Source organism: Pseudomonas sp. IT-P74, from assembly GCF_949768175.1.
Lineage (GTDB): Bacteria > Pseudomonadota > Gammaproteobacteria > Pseudomonadales > Pseudomonadaceae > Aquipseudomonas.
The window spans coordinates 112519-131744 of the sequence record NZ_CATKQD010000006.1; the positions used below are offsets into that span (position 1 = coordinate 112519).

Annotated in this window: 18 protein-coding genes; 7 read left to right on the plus strand and 11 right to left on the minus strand. The window is 61.5% G+C overall.

Annotation, left to right across the window (positions count from 1 at the left end):
* Positions 1-4 precede the first annotated feature (4 nt).
* Positions 5-484: an NYN domain-containing protein gene (locus ACM6J5_RS06105; RefSeq protein ID WP_007990686.1), complete on the minus strand. Its 480-nt coding sequence runs from the start codon at positions 482-484 to the stop codon at positions 5-7.
* Between the two features lie 120 nt (positions 485-604).
* Positions 605-1384 carry a DUF2076 domain-containing protein gene (locus ACM6J5_RS06110; protein ID WP_095942019.1) on the minus strand — a complete coding sequence of 260 codons (780 nt, stop codon included), beginning with the start codon at positions 1382-1384 and terminating at the stop codon, positions 605-607.
* Between the two features lie 178 nt (positions 1385-1562).
* Here ACM6J5_RS06110 and ACM6J5_RS06115 point away from each other — a divergent pair, with 178 nt between their 5' ends.
* Together ACM6J5_RS06115 and ACM6J5_RS06120 are read left to right on the plus strand one after the other, a co-directional pair.
* A complete protein-coding gene (locus tag ACM6J5_RS06115) occupies positions 1563-2237 on the plus strand; it encodes a YciC family protein (RefSeq protein ID WP_095942018.1) in 675 nt (224 codons plus the stop codon).
* Between the two features lie 66 nt (positions 2238-2303).
* Positions 2304-3383 carry an endonuclease/exonuclease/phosphatase family protein gene (locus tag ACM6J5_RS06120; RefSeq protein WP_095942017.1) on the plus strand — a complete coding sequence of 360 codons (1080 nt, stop codon included), beginning with the start codon at positions 2304-2306 and terminating at the stop codon, positions 3381-3383.
* A gap of 136 nt (positions 3384-3519) precedes the next feature.
* On the opposite strand, the gene ACM6J5_RS06125 is transcribed toward ACM6J5_RS06120, so the two are convergent.
* From ACM6J5_RS06125 to ACM6J5_RS06145, 5 genes are all read right to left on the minus strand, one after another.
* Positions 3520-4353 carry an ABC transporter ATP-binding protein gene (locus ACM6J5_RS06125; protein WP_095942016.1) on the minus strand — a complete coding sequence of 278 codons (834 nt, stop codon included), beginning with the start codon at positions 4351-4353 and terminating at the stop codon, positions 3520-3522.
* Complete coding sequence (locus ACM6J5_RS06130; RefSeq protein ID WP_414914838.1) at positions 4341-5144, minus strand: ABC transporter permease; 804 nt, start codon at positions 5142-5144, stop codon at positions 4341-4343. Before ACM6J5_RS06130 ends, ACM6J5_RS06125 begins: the two co-directional genes overlap by 13 nt.
* Positions 5145-5152: 8 nt before the next feature.
* Positions 5153-6139, minus strand: a complete 987-nt coding sequence (locus tag ACM6J5_RS06135; RefSeq protein WP_150672692.1) for an ABC transporter substrate-binding protein — start codon at positions 6137-6139, stop codon at positions 5153-5155.
* A 392-nt stretch (positions 6140-6531) separates the two neighbouring features.
* Positions 6532-7902 (minus strand): aspartate aminotransferase family protein, encoded by a 1371-nt coding sequence (locus ACM6J5_RS06140; protein WP_414928013.1) that lies wholly within the window; start codon positions 7900-7902, stop codon positions 6532-6534.
* A gap of 21 nt (positions 7903-7923) precedes the next feature.
* Entirely contained in the window at positions 7924-9414 is a 1491-nt protein-coding gene (locus ACM6J5_RS06145) for an aldehyde dehydrogenase (protein ID WP_414928014.1), read from the minus strand.
* Between the two features lie 226 nt (positions 9415-9640).
* On the opposite strand from ACM6J5_RS06145, the gene ACM6J5_RS06150 reads away from it, so the two are divergent.
* A complete protein-coding gene (locus tag ACM6J5_RS06150; protein ID WP_414928015.1) occupies positions 9641-10564 on the plus strand; it encodes a LysR family transcriptional regulator in 924 nt (307 codons plus the stop codon).
* Here the strand turns inward: ACM6J5_RS06150 and hrpB are convergent, their stop codons facing one another.
* Positions 10565-13081: an ATP-dependent helicase HrpB gene (gene hrpB, locus ACM6J5_RS06155; RefSeq protein ID WP_414928016.1), complete on the minus strand. Its 2517-nt coding sequence runs from the start codon at positions 13079-13081 to the stop codon at positions 10565-10567. It lies immediately after the preceding gene.
* Between the two features lie 100 nt (positions 13082-13181).
* On the opposite strand from hrpB, the gene ACM6J5_RS06160 reads away from it, so the two are divergent.
* Both ACM6J5_RS06160 and ACM6J5_RS06165 read left to right on the plus strand, forming a co-directional pair.
* The gene (locus ACM6J5_RS06160; RefSeq protein WP_095942005.1) at positions 13182-13601 is read left to right on the plus strand and encodes a polyribonucleotide nucleotidyltransferase; all 420 of its coding nucleotides are present in this window, start codon (positions 13182-13184) and stop codon (positions 13599-13601) included.
* Positions 13602-13642: 41 nt separating this feature from the next.
* Complete coding sequence (locus tag ACM6J5_RS06165; RefSeq protein WP_095942004.1) at positions 13643-14539, plus strand: cation diffusion facilitator family transporter; 897 nt, start codon at positions 13643-13645, stop codon at positions 14537-14539.
* On the opposite strand, the gene ACM6J5_RS06170 is transcribed toward ACM6J5_RS06165, so the two are convergent.
* Positions 14533-15576, minus strand: a complete 1044-nt coding sequence (locus tag ACM6J5_RS06170) for a DUF6515 family protein (RefSeq protein WP_414928017.1) — start codon at positions 15574-15576, stop codon at positions 14533-14535. The genes ACM6J5_RS06165 and ACM6J5_RS06170 overlap by 7 nt on opposite strands.
* Before the next feature lie 452 nt (positions 15577-16028).
* On the opposite strand from ACM6J5_RS06170, the gene ACM6J5_RS06175 reads away from it, so the two are divergent.
* Together ACM6J5_RS06175 and ACM6J5_RS06180 are read left to right on the plus strand one after the other, a co-directional pair.
* A complete protein-coding gene (locus ACM6J5_RS06175) occupies positions 16029-16508 on the plus strand; it encodes an Lrp/AsnC family transcriptional regulator (RefSeq protein WP_007937367.1) in 480 nt (159 codons plus the stop codon).
* 199 nt (positions 16509-16707) lie between these two features.
* Complete coding sequence (locus tag ACM6J5_RS06180; protein WP_003228500.1) at positions 16708-16917, plus strand: DUF2788 domain-containing protein; 210 nt, start codon at positions 16708-16710, stop codon at positions 16915-16917.
* On the opposite strand, the gene ACM6J5_RS06185 is transcribed toward ACM6J5_RS06180, so the two are convergent.
* Entirely contained in the window at positions 16912-17547 is a 636-nt protein-coding gene (locus ACM6J5_RS06185; RefSeq protein WP_095942002.1) for a pseudouridine synthase, read from the minus strand. The genes ACM6J5_RS06180 and ACM6J5_RS06185 overlap by 6 nt on opposite strands.
* Positions 17548-17614: 67 nt before the next feature.
* Positions 17615-19114 carry an AMP nucleosidase gene (amn, locus tag ACM6J5_RS06190; protein ID WP_172435290.1) on the minus strand — a complete coding sequence of 500 codons (1500 nt, stop codon included), beginning with the start codon at positions 19112-19114 and terminating at the stop codon, positions 17615-17617.
* Positions 19115-19226: the final 112 nt, after the last annotated feature.

Genomic DNA, 19226 nt, shown 5'->3' on the forward strand with positions numbered 1-19226 from the left:
AAAATCAATTCTTGAGCAGCAACGCGCCTTCGATCGGCACGTAGCGGCTGGCGGCGCGGATCAGCGAGTTGGCGGTCAGGCCCGGCACACCGTAGGCTACCGCTTGCACCCCGTGTTTGCTGATGATGCGTTCGAGCAGCATGTCGAAATCACCGTCGCCGGAGGCCAGGACGATTTCATCGACATGGTCGGCGGCGTCCATGATGTCGAGGGTAATGCCCACGTCCCAGTCGCCCTTGGCCGAGCCGTCGCTGCGCTGGATGTACGGCTTGAGCTTCACGGTGAAACCGAGGTTGCGCAGGATCTGCTGGAACTGCTGCTGTTTGCTGTCGCCACGGTCGATGGCGTAGGCGTAGGCTTCGACGATCTCGCCCTGTTTGCTGATGTCAGCCCACAGTGCGGCGTAGTTGAAGTGGCAACCATAGGCCTGACGCACGGTGTAGTAGAGGTTCTGGACATCGGCGAACACTGCGATTTTTTTCACCGGCTTTCCTCAAGGCTGAATCAGGCACCAGGCCCGAAAAGTCGCCCAGTATGCCAGCCCGAAGGATTGTTCCGCGAATAATCGGCCCGGAGCGCGGTTGCGCTCCGGACGAATGGCGTATCAGACGAAGGAATCGTCGTCGCCGAAGAACGATGAGTTGTCATCGCTGTAGTCGGCGTCGCTGATCCCGCCCTGATCGTTGCTGTAGGTATCGTTACCGGCCATGCGCTGGTCATCGCCCCAGCCATTGTTGCTCTGGTCGTTGACCTGGGCCGGCTCTTCCTTGATGACTTCGACGACTTCCGGTTGCTGATTGTGATGGAACAGGCTGCTGATGCCCTGTGCCAGCATTACGCCACCCGCCACGCCGGCGGCGGTTTTCAGCGCACCACCAAGGAAACTGCTGCCAGCCGCTGCCGGAGCCTGTTGTTGCGGCGCATAGCCCTGCTGTGGAAAGTTCTGTTGCGGGGCACCGAAGCTCTGCTGTGGCGGCTGCGAACCGAACGACGAGCGTCCCGGCTCACGCCAGCCACCGTTCGACGGCGGTGCGCTCTGGGTTGGCGCGGGCTGTGGCTCGCGGGAGTTGCCGCCAAAGATGCTCGACAAAAAGCCACCGCCACTCGGCGCAGGAGCCGGGGTCGCCTGGGCCTTGGCCTGTTGCAGTTCAGCCTGCAATTGCTGGACTTGCTGGGTCAGTTGTTTGTTCTGCTCATCGAGGCTCTTGATCGCCGCCTCTTGCACCAGAATCGCCTGGGTCATGAAATAACCTGCCGCGGGCTGGCGCGTCAGGTGTTCCTTGATCCGCGCCTCGGCCTGGGCGTCGCGCGGGGCTGAGTCCGTTTCGGCCTGCTGCAGCCGGGAAAACAGTCCATCGATCAGGGTTTGTTCTTCGCTGTTCATGGCGACCTCGTAGATTGCCGGGGAAATCGTTGCCTTTATCCAATGAGGATAAGGCGCTCAACCTTAATGGAGGCTGAAACAAGATGTTTCAATGTCCTTTACCGAACGTTTACGTTTGCTTCCCCCTGCGCTTGATCGGTTAAAGTGAGCCACTGCTTCCAACCTGCGATACCCACTGATGAATCCGTTAGATGTGCTGCGTGACTCCCTGTATTTCTTCAAGCGCAATCTGAGCCAGATCGTGCAGCTGTGCCTGCCGCTGGTGATGTTTGAGGCTCTGCTGCAACAAGTGGTCGACCACTCCACGGAGCCGGACAGTTTCCCCGGCATCAGCGTGATTGTCGGCTTGCTGGTGTACCCGCTGTATACCGCCGCGCTGATTCTGTTTCTCGATGCTCGCAGCCGCGGAGAATCGCCGAGCAACCGCGAACTGCTGTCCAGGTCCGCCTACCTGTGGCCGCGCTTCGCCCTGCTGACGGTGCTCAATACCGTGCTGATCCTGCTGGGCCTGTCGCTGTATTTCCTGCCGGGCATCTACCTGATGGTGACCCTGGCGTTTGGCGAATACCTGTTGGTGTTGCGCGGCCTGGCGCCGCTGGCGGCCATGAAGGAAAGTCTGCGCCTGACCAGCGGTCATTTCCTGCGCATCCTGCTGTGCATTCTGAGTGTGATGGGGCCGTTGTGGCTGCTCAAAGGCGTGACACTGGCGGCGTACCCGGAACCGCAGAACCCGGTGATCTCACTATTGATCGACAGTGCCCACAGCTTCCTTCAGCTGTTTACCAGCGTGGTGCTGTTCCGGCTGTTCATGCTGATCAACCCGCTGCCTGAGAGAAATGACAACTCGCTCTGACGTTGGGCGCGACCATCGCTCTCGGGTATCCTCGGGAACAATCCTGTAACGCTAATAAGCCGAGCCATGACCCGTCTACTGCGCTACACCCTGCTGGGCCTGCTGATCGTGATCGGCCTGATCACCGTAATGATCTACAGCCTGACCTGGCGCCCCGATGCCAAAGAAGTATTGCCCGTCAGTTGCAGTGCCCAGGCCCCCTCCCTGGTCCCCGGGCAGGCGTTGAAAGTGATGACCTGGAACGTCCAATACCTGGCCGGCAAGCGTTACGTATTCTGGAATGACCTGGCCGCTGGTACCGACGAACGTCCCACAGCGGAAGACATGGCTTTCAGCCTCGACGAAGTGGCGCGGGTGATTCGCGACGAACAACCGGACATCGTGCTGTTGCAGGAACTGGACGACGGCGCCAAGGCCAGCGATTACCAGCACCAGTTCAAACTGCTGCAAGAACGGCTCGCCGACTTGTATCCGTGTGGCACCAGCGCGTTCGACTGGAAGGCTGACTTCGTGCCGAACCCGCACATCTTCGGCAGTGTCGGCCGGCAACTGGCGACCCTGAGCCGTTACCAGATCGAACATGCCGAACGGCTGCAACTGCCCATCACCTCGGGCAATCCACTCAGCCGCCAATTCAAACCCAGAGATGCCTTGCTGGTGAGCTACTTGCCGTTGAGTGATGGCGGGCAAATAGCGGTGCTCAATACCCATCTGGACCGCGCCAATCGAGCCGACAACACCTTGCAAAACCAGGTGAACGCCGTGGCCAGGACCCTCGATAAACTCGAAAGCCGTGGCACGCCGTGGCTGATCGGTGGGGATTTCAACCTGTTGCCGCTGGGCCAGTATCGACGCCTGTCCGACGCACAACGCGCGCCCTACTCTGCCGACAGCCCGTTGCACCTGCTGTGGGACAAGTACCCGATGATCCCGACCAACAACGAAGCCAGTGGTATCGACCGCGAACGCTGGCTGACCCATTACCCGAACGATCCCGGGCTGAACGGTCCGGACCGGACTGTCGACTACCTGTTCTACAGCCCGCGGATCAAACGGGTCGAGGCGATGGTGCGGCAGGATGATACGTTGCGTATCTCCGATCACCTGCCGGTGATTGCGCGGTTCCTGTTGCCGGCTGCGCCTTAGTTCCGAATCCACATAAAACCTGTGGGAGCGAGCCTGCTCGCGATTGCGGTGTGTCAGACAGATCAATATTGACTGACACTACGCCTTCGCGAGCAGGCTCGCTCCCACAGGGGTCATGCATGGGCTGAAATCAGGTTTAATGCACCTCCTCCAGATCATCATGCAACAACCCGAAGATCTCGCGCTTCATCTCGATGAACGAGCGCTCCATGACCATATCGAGGTTGCGTGGACGTTCGATCGGCACATCCAGAATCTGCTTGATCCGCCCAGGCCGGGCGCCCATGACGTAGACCCGGTCGCCGAGCAGGATCGCCTCGTCAATGTCGTGGGTCACGAACAACACGGTCTTCTTGCTGTTGCCCCACACCCGCAGCAACAGCTGCTGCATTTGCAGGCGCGTCTGGCTGTCGAGGGCGCCGAAGGGCTCGTCCATCAGCAGGATCTGTGGATCGTTGGCCAACGCCCGGGCGATGGCGACACGCTGCATCATGCCGCCGGACAACTGCTTGGCGTAGTTGTCGGCAAAGCCGCTCAGGCCCACTTCGTTGACGTAGTAATCGACGATGTCCTTGCGTTGCGCCGCCGGCATGCCGCGCCGCTTGAGGCCGAACTCGACGTTCTGGCGCACCGTCAGCCACGGGAACAGCGTGTAGCTCTGGAACACCATGCCGCGATCCGCACCGGGGCCTTCCACCTGCTGGCCGCCGACGTAAATCTCGCCTGAGGTCGGTTCGGCCAGGCCGGCGGTGAGGTACAGCAGGCTCGACTTGCCGCAACCTGAAGGCCCCACCAATACAGCAAATTGCTGGTCCGGCACCTCGAACGACACTTGCTCCAACGCGGTAAAGGTACCGCCATCGGGTTTCCTGTAACGCAGGCTGACCTTGTCCACCTTCAGCCGTGGCGCGTTCACCGGGGCAGCCTGAGGGGCGACAAAACGATGAGTGGCGGCGGTTACTGAGCCCATGCGGTGATCCTCAGACGTAGGAAACGGAACAGTTGATCGGTGACCAGGCCCAGCAGGCCGATGATCGCGATGGCGAGGAAAATCACATCCACCTGGAAGCCACGCATGGCCTTGAGGCTCAGGTAACCCAGGCCACTGGAAGCGGCGACCAGTTCAGCCACCACCAGGTAAGTCCAGGCCCAGCCCATGGTCACCCGCAAAGTGTCGAGCACGCCCGGCAGGGACGCCGGGGCGATGACGTGCAGCACCGCATCACGACGGTTCGAACCGAGGGTGTAGGAGGCGTTGATCAGGTCCTTGGAGATGCCTTTGGACACGTCCGCGATCATCACCAGTTGCTGGAAGAACACGCCGAAGATGATCACCGACACCCGCTGCTCCAGACCGATGCCGATCCACAGGATGAACAGCGGCACGAACGAGGTCACCGGCAGATAACGAATGAAATTCACCAGCGGTTCAAGAAAGGCCTGGACGATGCGGAAACTGCCCATCAACAGTCCCAGCGGCACCGCCACCAGGGACGACACGATGAAACCGACCATCACCACTTCGACACTGGCCCACACATGCTGGCCGAGGGTGCCGTCGCGACCCAGGCGCACGGCGGCCTCGACCACCGCGCCCGGCGTCGGCAGGAACATGCCCGGCACCACGCCACCGTAGGACAAGCCGGCCCACAGGCCGACCAACAGCACCCAGGCCAGGCCGTTTGCGCTCCAGATCACCGAGACCGGCAAACCGGTCTTGGGCGTGATGCAGCGGCTCAGCCATGAATTGCGCTTGAACATGCAGCCTCCTAGAGCGGGGTGACGAAGCGGTTGTCGATCAGGTCGTCATTGCTGACGTTGTAGGGCTTGCCTTGCAGCTCGCTGGCGGTCTCGTTGGCCAGTTTGATCAGCGGTGCGCTGTCACCCGGTTTACCCGGCGAGCCCAGGAGTTTTTCGCTCATGGCCTGATCGTAGAAGCGCACGCCTTGTGCTGCGGCCTCCATTTCCTTCGGATCGGCCAGGTAACCGCCAACACCCTTGGCCATGATTTTGTAGGCTTCCTGCGGATGATCCTTGGTGTACTGCACGGCTTTGTACAAACCGGCCACCAGGGCCTTGACGTCTTCCGGCTGCTTTTCGATCACGCTGCAGTTCAGTGCGACCACATCGACGATCACCCCCGGCGTGCTGCTGCTGTCGATCAGTACCTTGCCCTGTTTTTTGTCGCGAACCATCGACAAGTGCGGCTCCCAGGTCACGGCGGCCGGTACTCGACCGGCGATGAACGCAGTGGCGGCGTCGTCGGCCGTCATGTTCTGCACGGTGATGTCGCTCATGCTCATGCCGTGTTTTTTCAGCAGATACGACAGCCAGAACTGCGAGGTCGAACCTTCGTTGACCGCAACGGCCTTGCCCTTGAGTTCCTGCAGGCTCTTGACATCCTTGCCCACCAGCACGCCGTCGCCTCCATGGCTGTCGTCCAATGCTGCAACAGCCTTGAAGCAGAATTGCGGACGGTACTTGAGCACTTCGTCGATGGTCGACGCCGAGCCGGACAACTCGCCGGACGCTTGTGCGGCCATGTACATCGCCGCTTCTTCGACCACCGGCAATTCGACGGTCAAACCGTTTTCCTTGAAGTAGCCAAGGTCCTGGGCCAGGTACAGGGTGCCGTAGCCGACCCAGGTGGTATGACCGATGGACAGGGTGCCGGCCTGGGCGCTGGTGGCGACCGTCGCGGCGATGGCGGTGACCGCCAGTGGATGGGCAACGCGGGTAAGCAAGGACTTGATCATGGAGCACTCCCAAAGCTGTTGATTTAGTTTTGTCATGGGCAGTACGGCGAGCCCTGAATCGGCTGCGACCTGTGGTCTCTCGGGGACCCTTCGGCGGGCAGCATTCGGCGGGCTGGCGAGATCGATGTTGGCCCAAGGGCGGGATCAGGAAAACGAGGAAATATGTGGATGCGAGTGATGAAAAAGCTGGTTAGTGAGCACTGTGAAAGGGCGTTGTGGGCGGGGATGCCCGACATGGGTGCAAGACTTGAGAGGTCTGTTGAATCGACAAAAGCAATCGCGAGCAGGCTCGCTCCTACAGGGATCTATGTCGACCTCGTTTCCGATGATCGACACAAATCCAATGTGGGAGCGAGCCTGCTCGCGATAAGCCGCAGGACCTTCAGGCGATATCAGAGCCGGCCGTATTCCTGCGCCGTGCGATCCATCGCTTTCAAGGTCTTGCCGATCAGCTCATCAATCTCTTCACGGCTGGCAATCAGCGCCGGCGCCATGATCATCCGCCCCAACGTCGAGCGAATGATCACCCCCTCCTCGAAACCAATCGTGCGGCAGCGCCAGGCGATGTCGTTCTCGTTGGCGAAACGCTTGCGAGTGGATTTGTCTTCGGCCAGTTGCAGCGCCGCGACCATGCCGGTGCCCTGGATGTCACCCACCAGCGGGTGCTTGCCGAACACTTCGCGCAGACACTGTTGCAGGTACGGGCCGATGTCGTCCTTGACCCGCGTCACCACACCTTCATCACGCAACGCCTTGAGGTTGGCAATCGCCACCGCCGCCGCCACCGGGTGTCCCGAATAGGTCAAACCGTGGGCAAACACGCCGCCCTGCTCCACCAGCACCGAGGCCATTTTCTTCGACAGGATCAAGCCGCCCATGGGGATGTAGCCCGAGGTCAGGCCCTTGGCGATGGACAGGGTGTCCGGCTCGAACCCGAAATACTCGTGGGCGAACCATTCGCCGGTACGACCGAAGCCGCCGATCACTTCATCGGCGCACAGCAGCACGTCGTACTTGCGGCAGATGCGCTGGATTTCCGGCCAGTAGCTTTCCGGCGGGAAGATCATGCCGCCGGCGCCCTGGAAAGGTTCGGCGATGAAGCCCGCGACCTTGTCCGCCCCCAGTTCGAGAATCTTCGTTTCCAGTTGCTGTGCCGCGCGCAGACCGAATTCGGCCGGGGTCAGGTTGCCTTCGTGGGCGAAGAAGTACGGCTCGTCGATGTGCTCGATGTCCGGAATCATGCCGCCCATTTCGTGCATGAATTTCATGCCGCCCAGCGCCGTCGCGGCCAGGGTCGAACCGTGGTAACCGTTCCAGCGGCCGATCATGATTTTCTTCTCGGGCTTGCCGAGTACCTGCCAGTAACGACGCACCGTGCGGATCAACACCTCGTTGGCTTCAGAGCCGGAGTTGGTGTAGATCGCGTGGCTGTAGTGAGCCGGCAGCAAGCTGAACAACAGCTCGGACAGCTCGATCACCTGCGGGTGGGTGGTGTGGAAAAACATGTTGTAGTACGGCAGCTGTTCCAGCTGCTGGCTCGCAGCAAGGGCAAGGTCCTTGCGCCCGTAACCGAGGTTGGTACACCACAACCCGGACATGCCGTCGAGGTAACGCCGGCCATCGTTGTCCCACAGGTGCAGGCGCTCGCCACGGACCATCACCCGTGGCCCCTCGTCGTTGAGGGCTTTCTGATCGACGAACGCATGGATGTGGTGCGCAGCGTCGGCGGCCTGGTAGTCGCGGGTATCACGTGGTGTGGTCATCGCCAGTTCTCCGTTTTGTTATCAGCGCAATTGAAACCAGGTGGTCTTCAACTGGGTGTATTTATCGAATGAATGCAGGGACAGGTCGCGGCCGAAACCCGACTGCTTGCCGCCGCCAAAAGGCACGGTCACGTCCAGCGCATCGACGCTGTTGACCGACACCGTACCGGCCCGCAATTGTCGCGCCACACGGTGGGCGCGGTTGAGGTCGTCGGTCCACAGCGAAGCCGCCAGACCGTAGACGCTGTCGTTGGCCAACTGCAAGGCGTGGGCCTCGTCGTCGAATGGCGTGATCGCCAACACCGGGCCGAACACTTCATCGCGAAACAGCGGCATGTCCGGGGTCACGCCGGTAAAAATCGTCGGCTGGATGAAGTTGTCCGAACCGTTGAAAATCGACTGCCGACCGCCACAGACTTTGGTCGCGCCTTGCTGTTCGGCCTGCTGGATGAACTTCATGATGCGCGCGGTCTGACGGCTGTCGACGATGGCTCCGGCGGCGCTCGACGGGTCCAGCGGATCGCCCGGCAACCAGCGTTCGGCCTGGGCCTTGAGGCGCTCGACGAACTCGTCATGGATCGAACGCTGCACCAGCAACCGCGAGTTGGCCGAGCACACTTCACCCTGATTGAAGAAGATGCCGAACGCGGCTTTTTCCGCTGCCAGATCGAGGTCCTGACAATCGGCGAACACCAGGTTCGCACTCTTGCCGCCGCACTCCAGCCACACCTGTTTCAGGTTCGACTGGGCCGAGTACTGCATGAAATATTTGCCGACTTCGGTGGAGCCGGTGAACACCAGGCAATCGACGTCCGGGTGCAGACCGAGGGCCTTGCCGGTTTGTTCGCCGAGGCCCGGCAGTACGTTGAGCACGCCTGCCGGAACCCCCGCCTCCAGCGCCAGCTCAGCCAGGCGCAGGGCGGAAAACGGCGACTGCTCGGCCGGTTTGAGAATCACCGAGTTACCGGCGGCCAGCGCCGGGGCGAGTTTCCACGCCGCCATGTCCAGAGGGAAATTCCACGGCACCACGGCAGCCACCACGCCGAGGGCTTCACGAGTAATGGTTGCCAGCACGTTCTGCGCGCTGGGGGCGATCTGGTCGTAGAGTTTGTCGAGGCTTTCGGCGTACCAGCGGAACACGCCTGCGGCACCCGGCACGTCGATGTTGTAGGCGTCCGTGACGGGCTTGCCCATGTTCAGCGAATCGAGCAGCGCCAGCTCTTCACGGTTTTCGAGGATCAAGTCGGCCAGGCGCAACAGCACTTGCTTGCGTTCGGTCGGCGAGCGCGCAGCCCAGGTGCCAGCCTCAAAGACCTGCCGCGCATTGTGCACCGCCGCGTTCACGTCTTCTTCGCCACAGGCGGCAACGTTGGCCAGGCATTGCCCGGTGGCAGGGTTGATCGCGGCGAAAGTCTGCCCCGACTGCGCCGCGCGGCGCTGGCCGTCGATCACGGCCTGATCGGGAAACCGCAGGGAAGCGGCCTTGCGTTGCCAATACTCAAGCTCGAACACGTTCAGATGCTCCAGAGGACATTCTTGTGTATTGGATAGTCGCTCAGGCCCGGACGGTGGAAAACCAGTAAAAATGTGTTCGCAGGCCAAGAAAAAACTACGTAGCCAATCTCCCTTCTGGCGCAGCATGTGGTTATTGTTCAAACACAACAAATCGCTACCCGAGCGGATAGGGGTGGCGCGCAAATTGCCAGGATGCCTGGTCCGTTCTCCCCCGAGGTTTGCTGTGGCTGCCTACAATCTGCGTCAACTGAAATACTTCATCACCACCGTCGAGTGCGGCAGCGTCGCCGAGGCCTCGCGCAAGCTGTACATCGCCCAGCCTTCGATCTCCACGGCCATCAAAGGGCTGGAAGACAGTTTCGGCGTGCAACTGCTGATTCGCCACCATGCACAGGGCGTGTCGTTGACCCCAAGCGGTGCACGTTTCTATCGCAAGGCCCAGGAACTGCTGCGCATGGCCAAGGAGTTCGAGCAGAACGCCCTGGCCGACAACGATGTGGTGTCCGGGCAGATCGATATCGGCTGTTTCGAAACCGTTGCGCCGCTGTACCTGCCGCAATTGATCGCCGGTTTTTCGGCGTTGTATCCGGGGGTGGAAATCCGCATCCGTGACGGCGAGCAACAAGAGTTGGTGCAGGGCCTGACCTCCGGCGCCTTCGATCTGGCGATCCTCTACGAGCACGACCTCGACGGCACCATCCAGACCGAACCGCTGATGCCGGCGCAACGACCTTACGCGCTGCTGCCGGCGGATCACCGCTTTGCCCAGCAGGCGCAGGTATCGCTGCGGGATTTGTGCCTGGAGCCGATGATTCTTCTGGATGTGCAGCCGAGCCGGACCTACTTCGTCAGCCTGTTCGATGAGCTGGGCCTGACCCCACGCATCGCCTTCAGCTCGCCATCGATCGAGATGGTGCGCGGCATGGTTGGCCAGGGATTCGGGTTCTCGATCCTGGTGACCAAACCGCATTCTGAGTGCACTTACGACGGGCAGAAAGTGGTGTGCGTGGACATCGCCGAAGACATCACTGGGTCCGGGTTGGTGGCGGCATGGCTCAAGCGCGGGCAACTGACTAAACCGGCTCAGATGTTTGCTGACTATTGTCGCGAACAACTGACCGCCAAGGCTGAAAGACCTACCTCATAACTACTTTCGCGGCTTTATCCGCGCGGTGGCTTCGGCCACCAGCGGATCATCCGGCCAGTAATGCTTGGGATAGCGTCCCTTCAAATCCTTCTTCACCTCCGCATAGGTGCTGCGCCAGAAGTTGGCCAGGTCCTGAGTCACCTGCACCGGCCGGCGCGCCGGGGACAACAGGTGCAGCTTGACCACCTGCCGGCCGCCGGCGATGCGCGGGGTTTCGGCCAGACCGAATAACTCCTGCAATCGCACCGCCAGAATCGGCGGCTGTTCGCTGTAGTCCAGACGAATCGAGGAGCCCGACGGCACGCTCAAATGATGTGGCGCGAGTTCGTCCAGCCGTTGCGGCAACGGCCACGGCAGCAGATTGCGCACGATGCTCGACAGGTCGAGATTGGCGAAGTGACTGAGCCGCGAAACCTTGCCCAGATACGGCATCAGCCAATGCTCCAGACTCTTGATCAATGCCGCGTCGCTGACATCCGGCCACTCGCTCTCGCCTTTGCCGGCGAGGTCCAGTTGCCGCAACAACGCGACCCGCGCCTGCCACTGACGCAGCTCCGGGGTCCACGGCAACAGTTCCAGGCCTTTGCGCCGCACCAGGTTCACCAGCGCCTGGCTGCGAGCGGTTTCGTCGAGGCCGGTCAGTGGCTCGCGACTGAGGATCAGTTCGCCCACCTTACGCTGACGCTCGGCCCGCAGCACGCCTTCACGTTCATCCCAATCCAGTTGATCGACACAGCGAACCTGCTCGGCCAGCACTGAATCGAAGAGCGCCGGGTCGAAGTCCGTCGCCAGATAAATCCGCTCCTCGCGCTGGCCCTGGCGACTCCCCAGATCGGCGATCACCAGCCACGCTTGCTTCATCAGGCTGTCGGCCTCGGCGAACAGTGCGGCACGTCCGTTGGCCAAGCGATATTCCGCACCACCGGCGCGCCGTTGCTGGGCGACCCGGTCGGGATAGGCCAGTGCCAGCAACGCGCCGAGCCAGCGCGGATGTTCGGGATCGCTGACCGGCTCCGAGGCTTTGCCGCGCAGGTAACCACGATACTGCCGCGCCAGTTGCCGTGCGCGCTGCACCCCGCCTTGGGCACCCCGTGCGGCGCGTTCTTCGCCAGATAGCAGTACCAGTCGGCTGTGCAAGTCCGCCCCGGCACCGCGCAAGATATCCCGCTCGCCAAGCAACGCCGCAACGTCGCAGGCCATGTCCGCCAGACCCAGTGCCTGGCCGCGCAACAGCAAATGGGCGATACGCGGATGCGCCGGCAGTTCGGCCATGGCCTGACCGTGACGGGTCAGCGCTTCACCTTCCAGAGCCCCCAGACGTTCAAGCAGATCCTGAGCCTGTGCATAAGCGGCGGCCGGGGGTACGTCAAGCCACACCAATTGCCCGGGCGTCACACCCCAACGTCCCAGTTGCAAGGCCAGCCCGGCGAGGTCCGCCGAAAGGATTTCCGCACTGCCATAGGCCGCCAGTTGCTCGTGCTGGTCCTGGGACCACAAGCGATAACACACGCCCGGTTCCAGACGCCCGGCCCGGCCCGCGCGCTGGGTGGCGCTGGCCTTGGAAATGCGCTGGGTGTCGAGGCGGGTCATGCCGCTGCCGGGGTCAAAACGCGGCACCCGTGCCAGCCCGGCATCGATCACCACGCGCACGCCGTTGATGGTCAGGCTGGTTTCGGCGATGTTGGTGGCCAGCACCACTTTGCGTTTGCCCGCCGGTGGCGGATCGATCGCGGCCCGTTGCGCGGCGAGGTCCAGTTCACCGTGCAATGGGCACAGTAGAACCTGAGTGCTTTCGCCCAAGGCATCGGCCAGTTGCTGATGCACTCGACGGATTTCTGCCTGCCCCGGCAGGAACACCAGCACGCTGCCGGTCTCGTCGTTCAAGGCTTCGAGGATGGTCTGCACCAGACGCGGTTCGATGAACTCACCGGACTGGAACGGCCGCCCCCAGCGCATCGCCACCGGGTACATGCGCCCTTCGCTGCGCAGGATCGGCGCGTCGTCGAGCAACCCGGCCAAGCGTTCGCCTTCGAGCGTGGCGGACATCAAGAGTATTTTCAGCGGTTGATCGTCACGGAACAGTTCGCGGCCATTGAGACTCAGGGCCAGCGCCAGATCAGCGTCGAGACTGCGTTCGTGAAATTCGTCGAAGATCAGCAGGCCCACGCCTTCCAAAGCCGGGTCGTCCTGCAAACGCCGGGTGAGGATGCCTTCGGTGACCACTTCGATACGAGTGTTGGGGCCGACCTTGCTGTCGAGCCGAATGCGATAGCCCACGGTTTCGCCAACCTTCTCCCCCAGCTCGCTGGCCAGCCGTTCCGCCGCTGCACGTGCGGCCAACCGGCGGGGCTCGAGCATCAGGATGGTCTGCCCGGCCAGCCACGGTTCGTTGAGCAAGGCCAAAGGCACCCGGGTGGTTTTACCGGCGCCGGGCGGCGCTTCGAGCACGGCTTCGTGGCGTGTAGCGAGGGCTTCACGCAGGGCGGGTAAAACTTCATCGATCGGCAAAGAAATCATGCTGGCTCCCAAACAGAGCGGCGAGTATAACGGCGAACTGTTTGGCGTAGTCTGGGCTCTAACCAGTAACGTTATTGGCGTTCTACTCAGGAGATTTCATATGCGTGCTCCCTTTCGCCTGATTGGCGGTGTTCTGGTCGCAACCTTGCTGACTCAAGTGACCGCCTGCGGGTCGATCTTCTACCCGGATCGCCGGGGCCAGATCGAAGGCAAGATCGACCCGGCCATCGCCGCGCTCGACGCCGTGGGCCTGCTGTTCTACATCATCCCCGGCCTGATCGCGTTTGCCGTGGACTTCGCCACCGGTGCGATTTACTACGCGCCTGGAGAGACCGCCCAGGTCGACCCGCAAAAACTCAAGGACGCCATCGGTCCCGACGGCAAAGTCGATAACCGCAAGTTGCAGACTATTCTGGAAAGCGAACTGGGCCGCAGCTTCCCGCTGGACGATCCACGCTTGATCCAGAGCAAAGGCAGCGCCCGGCAACTGGCGATGTTCGGCCTGCAACCAGCGGCGTAATCCCTACGCGCGAAAGGACTCTTCAAGGAATGATGGCCCCTATGACCTCCAGCTCCGAACACGCCCGCCTGCTGCGGCTGGCGACCCGTGCCTCGGTGGCGGTGGCGTGCATCCTGATCGTCGCCAAGGCCATCGCCTGGTGGCTGAGCGGCTCGGTGAGCATGCTTGCCGGGCTCACCGACTCGACACTCGACGGCGTCACGTCATTGCTCAACCTGCTGGCGGTGCATTACGCCCTGCGCCCCGCCGACAATGATCATCGCTACGGGCACGGCAAGGCCGAGTCATTGGCGGGCATGGCCCAAGCGTTGTTCATTGGCGGCAGTGCGGTGCTGATCGCGTTGCAGGCCTATGATCGGCTCAAACATCCCGAACCGGTCGGCGCGCCGTGGATCAGTATCGGCGTGATTGTGTTCTCCCTCGTCCTGACCCTGGCGTTGTTGATGTTTCAACATAAGGTGGTCAAGGCCACCGGCTCCAACGCGGTGCACGCCGACTCCCTGCACTACCGCTCGGACATGCTGCTCAACGGCAGCATTCTGATCGCACTGGTGTTGGCCGGGTTTGGACTGCATCAGGTCGACCCCTGGTTTGGCCTGGGGATCGCCGCCTACATTCTCTGGAGCGCGGTACAGATCGCCCGGGAGAGCTTTGCGGTGTTGATGGATGAAGAACTGCCGCCGGAGGTCAGCCAGCACATGCTGGAATTGGCATGCAGCGTGCCCGGTGTGCTGGGTGCCCATGACCTGCGCACGCGGATCTCCGGCAACCAGTGGTTTGTGCAGTTGCATCTGGAGCTGCCGGGGGAGCTGACGTTATCCGTTGCCCACGGCATCAGCGATCAGGCGGCCGCAGCGATTCATACCGCCTACCCGCGAGCCGAAGTGCTGGTGCACGCCGACCCGCAGGAAGTGGTGAAAGCCGCCAAGGATCAGTAAGTCACCTGATAACCGCGACTGCTCAGGCAGTTGCCCTGGGCCTGTCGGTAGGTTTGCACCACCGACGGGTCTGGCTGGTAGGTGGCGGTTCGTGGATCGAAACCACTCTGCTGCACCGCGTATTGATAGCACTCGTAGCCATCCCGACTGACCTGCTCCGGCGACTGACCATTGGCTGGATACGCCACCACGTCATAACCATTGTTGCCGGCGGGCGGTTGCGGTTGGCCAACCGGCGGTTCGACCACGACATAGTCCTGAGTGCTTTCCTGATAGGCGTAATAGGAACCCGCCGCCAGGAACAGCAATACCCCGCCGATCCACACTTGCTGGGCGTAATCGGGCAGGTATCTGACGCGAATCCCGCGCGGTGGCTCTACCACCTCATAACGAGGGCCCAGCGGTCGATACCAGTAGCCACCGGAATAGTAGTAATCCATGCCACGGTAAGGCACGCGATAGTTGCGCTCGGGGAAGCGGTCGATCACCTGGCCGGGGCGATACCTGGGGCCTGGCCCCCAGCCGTTACCATGGTCACTCGGGTGCCCTTGCCTGTGATTATCATAGGACGGTGCGATTGTGTAGCCATTCCAGCGCTGGTTGTAATCGTTGCGACGCGGCTGATCCTGGAAGTAACCGCGCTGCGGCTGCTGGGTCTGGTGCACGGTGTCGGGCCGGGGCTGGATTGGCATGTCAGTGGCCGGTATCTGTGGCATTGGCAGCGGCGAGCGCACCTGGCTGTTGAAATCCGGCGCTGGACGGCTCTGCCTCTGGTCATTGTTTTGACGTTGATCCTGGCCGCGGTGCTCGTATTGGCGATTGTCGTTGTTCTGCGCCCGGGGTTGATTCTGCTGCTGGCCGTTTTGCGGATGCGGCTGGTTGCCGCCGCCATGGCCCTGGTTATCGCCCTGATGACCATCCTGGCCGTGTTGCCCGCCATCATGGCCACGGTTTTGCTGCTCATCGGCCATCGTTTGCGCGCAGACACTGACACACAGCAAACCAACGCCGGCCAAACGCCAGATGCGCGATTTCATGCTTTACCTCATTTCGGGTAAGGGCCTGTACGTAAGACTGGGAAAGCAGTGGCCGGTTCTGCGACAGGTTATCTGTCACGCAACTTATTTTTTGAGGCCGGCTCTTCAATTCACGGCAGCAAATTCCACACGCAAGAAAAAGGGGAGACCCGTCGGCCTCCCCTTGGAGAACTTCGTCCTGGCTCGACACTTGTGGCGTCGGCTCACCTCACGCCGTCTTCTGGACAGTGTGTAGCTCGGGGGCCGGCACATCCCCGGTGGGGGTGGCGACCGCGGCGGGCCTGATTCGGCGAGCCGCACTGGACTGTTTGTCCGAGCAGTGATTCTGGTGATAAGAATAGGCCGGGAGCGTCGGCAGAGGATTGCGAAGATTGCTTAATTAAACATCACTTGCGCAATTTTTAACCCAGGATACATAATCCTCCGCAATAGTTACGACAAAGGACCGTTTGATGAGCAAGCTCGACCGTTACGACCTGAGTATTCTGGCGGAATTGCAGCGCGACGCACGCATCTCCAACCAGGAGCTGGCCGAGCGCATTGGCCTGTCGCCTTCGCCGTGCTCGCGGCGGGTCAAGCAACTGGAAGACGACGGCTACATTTCCCGCCAGGTCGCCCTGCTCGACCGCAAGATGCTCGGCCTGAGCCTGACCGCTTACGTACTGATCGGCATGGACCGTCACACGCCGGAGCGTTTCGAGAATTTCGAAGCGGCCATCCGCACCTTGCCCCAGGTGCTCGAATGCAGCCTGGTGACCGGGATGGATGCCGACTATCAACTCAAGGTCGTGGTGCCGGACATGGACCACTACCAGAAACTGCTGCTGGGGCATCTGACGCGGATTGAAGGCGTGACCAGCGTGCGCTCGAGTTTTGTATTGAATCAGGTTTTGAACAGCACCGAACTGCCTTTGACTCATCTGCGTAGCTGAAGACGCTTTCGCGAGCAGGCTCGCTCCCACAATGAATCTCCAGCGCATGTGAGATCCCTGTGGGAGCGAGCCTGCTCGCGAAGAGGCCTGCACAGGCGACGAATGACTGCGACACACCGACGCAGGTCAATACAGCGCGAACCCGCGCAGGCGTATACTCCCCGCGCCCTTTTAGCCACGCCCGCGCTGGAGATGTTCGATGGATCCTGCCGTTTTCGAAGAATGGATGATGACCGGTCTGGTCAGCATCCTGATCATTTTCATGGGTTTCATCGTCTGGGATCTGGCAAAGAAGTCCAAGGCCGGGCGCTTTGGCTCGTTCATTCTGTTCTTCGTACTGGGCCTGGGCGTGGCGGCGTTCATCATCAAGAGCGTGGTGATCGGCCTGATCGAATCCGGCGCCTTATAAGCTCGCCGGTACTTCTTTCCACTGCCCTTGATCGAGCCCTTCGATCGTCCAGTCGCCGATTCTGACCCGCACCAGACGCAAGGTCGGTAACCCGACCGCCGCCGTCATGCGCCGCACCTGCCGGTTGCGCCCTTCGCGAATCACCAACTCCAGCCAACTGGTCGGCACGCTTTTACGAAAGCGCACCGGCGGATTGCGCGGCCACAGCTCGGGCTCGTCCAGTTGCCGCGCCTCGGCGGGCAAGGTCATGCCGTCATTCAATTCGACACCGTCACGCAAGCGCTGCAACTGCTCAGTGCTCGGCTCGCCCTCGACCTGCACCCAATAGGTCTTGGCCAGCTTGTGTTTCGGGTCGGCGATCCGCGCCTGAAGCTGGCCGTCGTTGGTCAGCAGCAACAAGCCTTCACTGTCGCGGTCCAGCCGTCCGGCCGGATAGATTCCCGGTACATCGATGTAATCCTTGAGGGTCGCGCGCCCTTCGCCGTCGCTGAATTGCGTCAGCACATCGAAAGGTTTGTTGAACAGGATCAGCTTTGGCTCGGCCGGTGGTGCCTTGGCGACACGGCGAGGGGCTGAAGGTGAAGGTTTCGCGCCAGGGCGACGGGAAACGGGACGTTGAGGACGGGACATGGCGAAAAAAATCTAGCGATCAGGGCTGACAATGCTAGTGCCCCGACCGCTAAATAACCATCGCGAATCAGCGGAACGGCGGCTCGTCGAAGCTGCGCAGTTTGCGCGAGTGCAGCGAGTTGAGTTCGGTGCGCAACAGATCCACCGCCTCGATACCGATCTTCAAGTGCTGGCTGACCGCGCGTTCATAGAAGGCGTTGGCCGAGCCCGGCAACTTGATTTCGCTGTGCAGTGGTTTGTCCGAGACGCATAGCAACGTGCCGTACGGCACCCGCAAACGATAACCCTGGGCTGCGATGGTGCCACTTTCCATGTCCACCGCTACGGCGCGGGACAGGTTGATCAGCGGCCGCTCCTGCGCCCAGCGCAGCTCCCAGTTACGGTCGTCGTAGGTCAGCACGGTGCCGGTACGCAGGCGTTTCTTCAGTTCGTCGCCCTTCTCGCCGGTGACGTTGGCCGCTGCTTGCTGAAGCGCGAGCTGTACTTCGGCCAACGCTGGAATCGGAATGTTCGGCGGCACTACCCGGTCGAGAATCCCGTCGCGACGCATGTAGGCGTGGGCCAGCACGTAATCGCCAATGGTCTGCGACTGACGCAGGCCGCCGCAGTGACCGATCATCAACCAGCAATGCGGGCGCAGAACGGCGAGGTGGTCGGTGATGTTCTTGGCGTTGGACGGGCCGACACCGATGTTGATCAGGGTCACGCCGTGGCCATCGCTGGCGATCAGGTGATAGGCGGGCATCTGGTAGCGGTGCCAGACCACCCCGGCGGCAATCGCCGAGGCTTCGCCGTGGTCCATGCTCTTGTCGATGATCACGTTGCCCGGCAGCACCATGCGCACGAAACGCGGATCGCTGCGCAGTTGCTCCAGGCCATGGACGATGAATTGATCGACGTAGCGGTGATAGTTGGTCAGCAGGATCCACGGCTGCACGTGCCGCCAGTCGCTGCCGGTGTAATGCACCAGCCGGCGCAGGGAAAAATCCACCCGGGCGGCATCGAACAGGGCCAGCGGCAATGGATCGGTGTTTTCCCAATCGTACAGACCGTCGGCAATGCCATCGGTCGCCGCCGACAGGTCGGTACTCGGGAACACCCGTGCCAGCACGGCGGCGGTGACACCGGAACCGGCCAGCTCATCGCCCTGCTCGACCACATACGGATACGGGATGTTCTGCTGGCTGACACCGACTTCCACGGTCACGGTGAAGTCGTGCATCAACGGAACGAGCTGTTCCAGCAGGTATTTACGGAAAGCCGACGGATGGGTGACGGTGACGCTGTAGGTGCCCGGCAACTGAACCTTGGCGTATGCGCGAGTGGTCTGCGGGACTTCGCCCTGGCAGTGGTAGGTCAGGCGCAATTCGGGATAGCGGAACATCGAGCGCTGTTCGGCATCGGGCTCGACACGATCCTTGAGGTAACGCTTGAGCGCCTGGCTCAGCGCGGTGGTTGCACGATTGTGCAAGTGAGCAAGCCGGTCCACGGCTTGCTCGGCGGTTTGAACGACAATAAAAGCTTCGGTCACGATCAGCATCCTGTGTTCTGACTTGCAGACCTTCATCTTGCCTGCATCGACGCTTCACGGGAACAGTAGCGTGCTGGCAATGCATCATTGAGGTATACACAGAACAACTGTAGGAGCGAGCCTGCTCGCGATAGCGGTGTATCAGCCA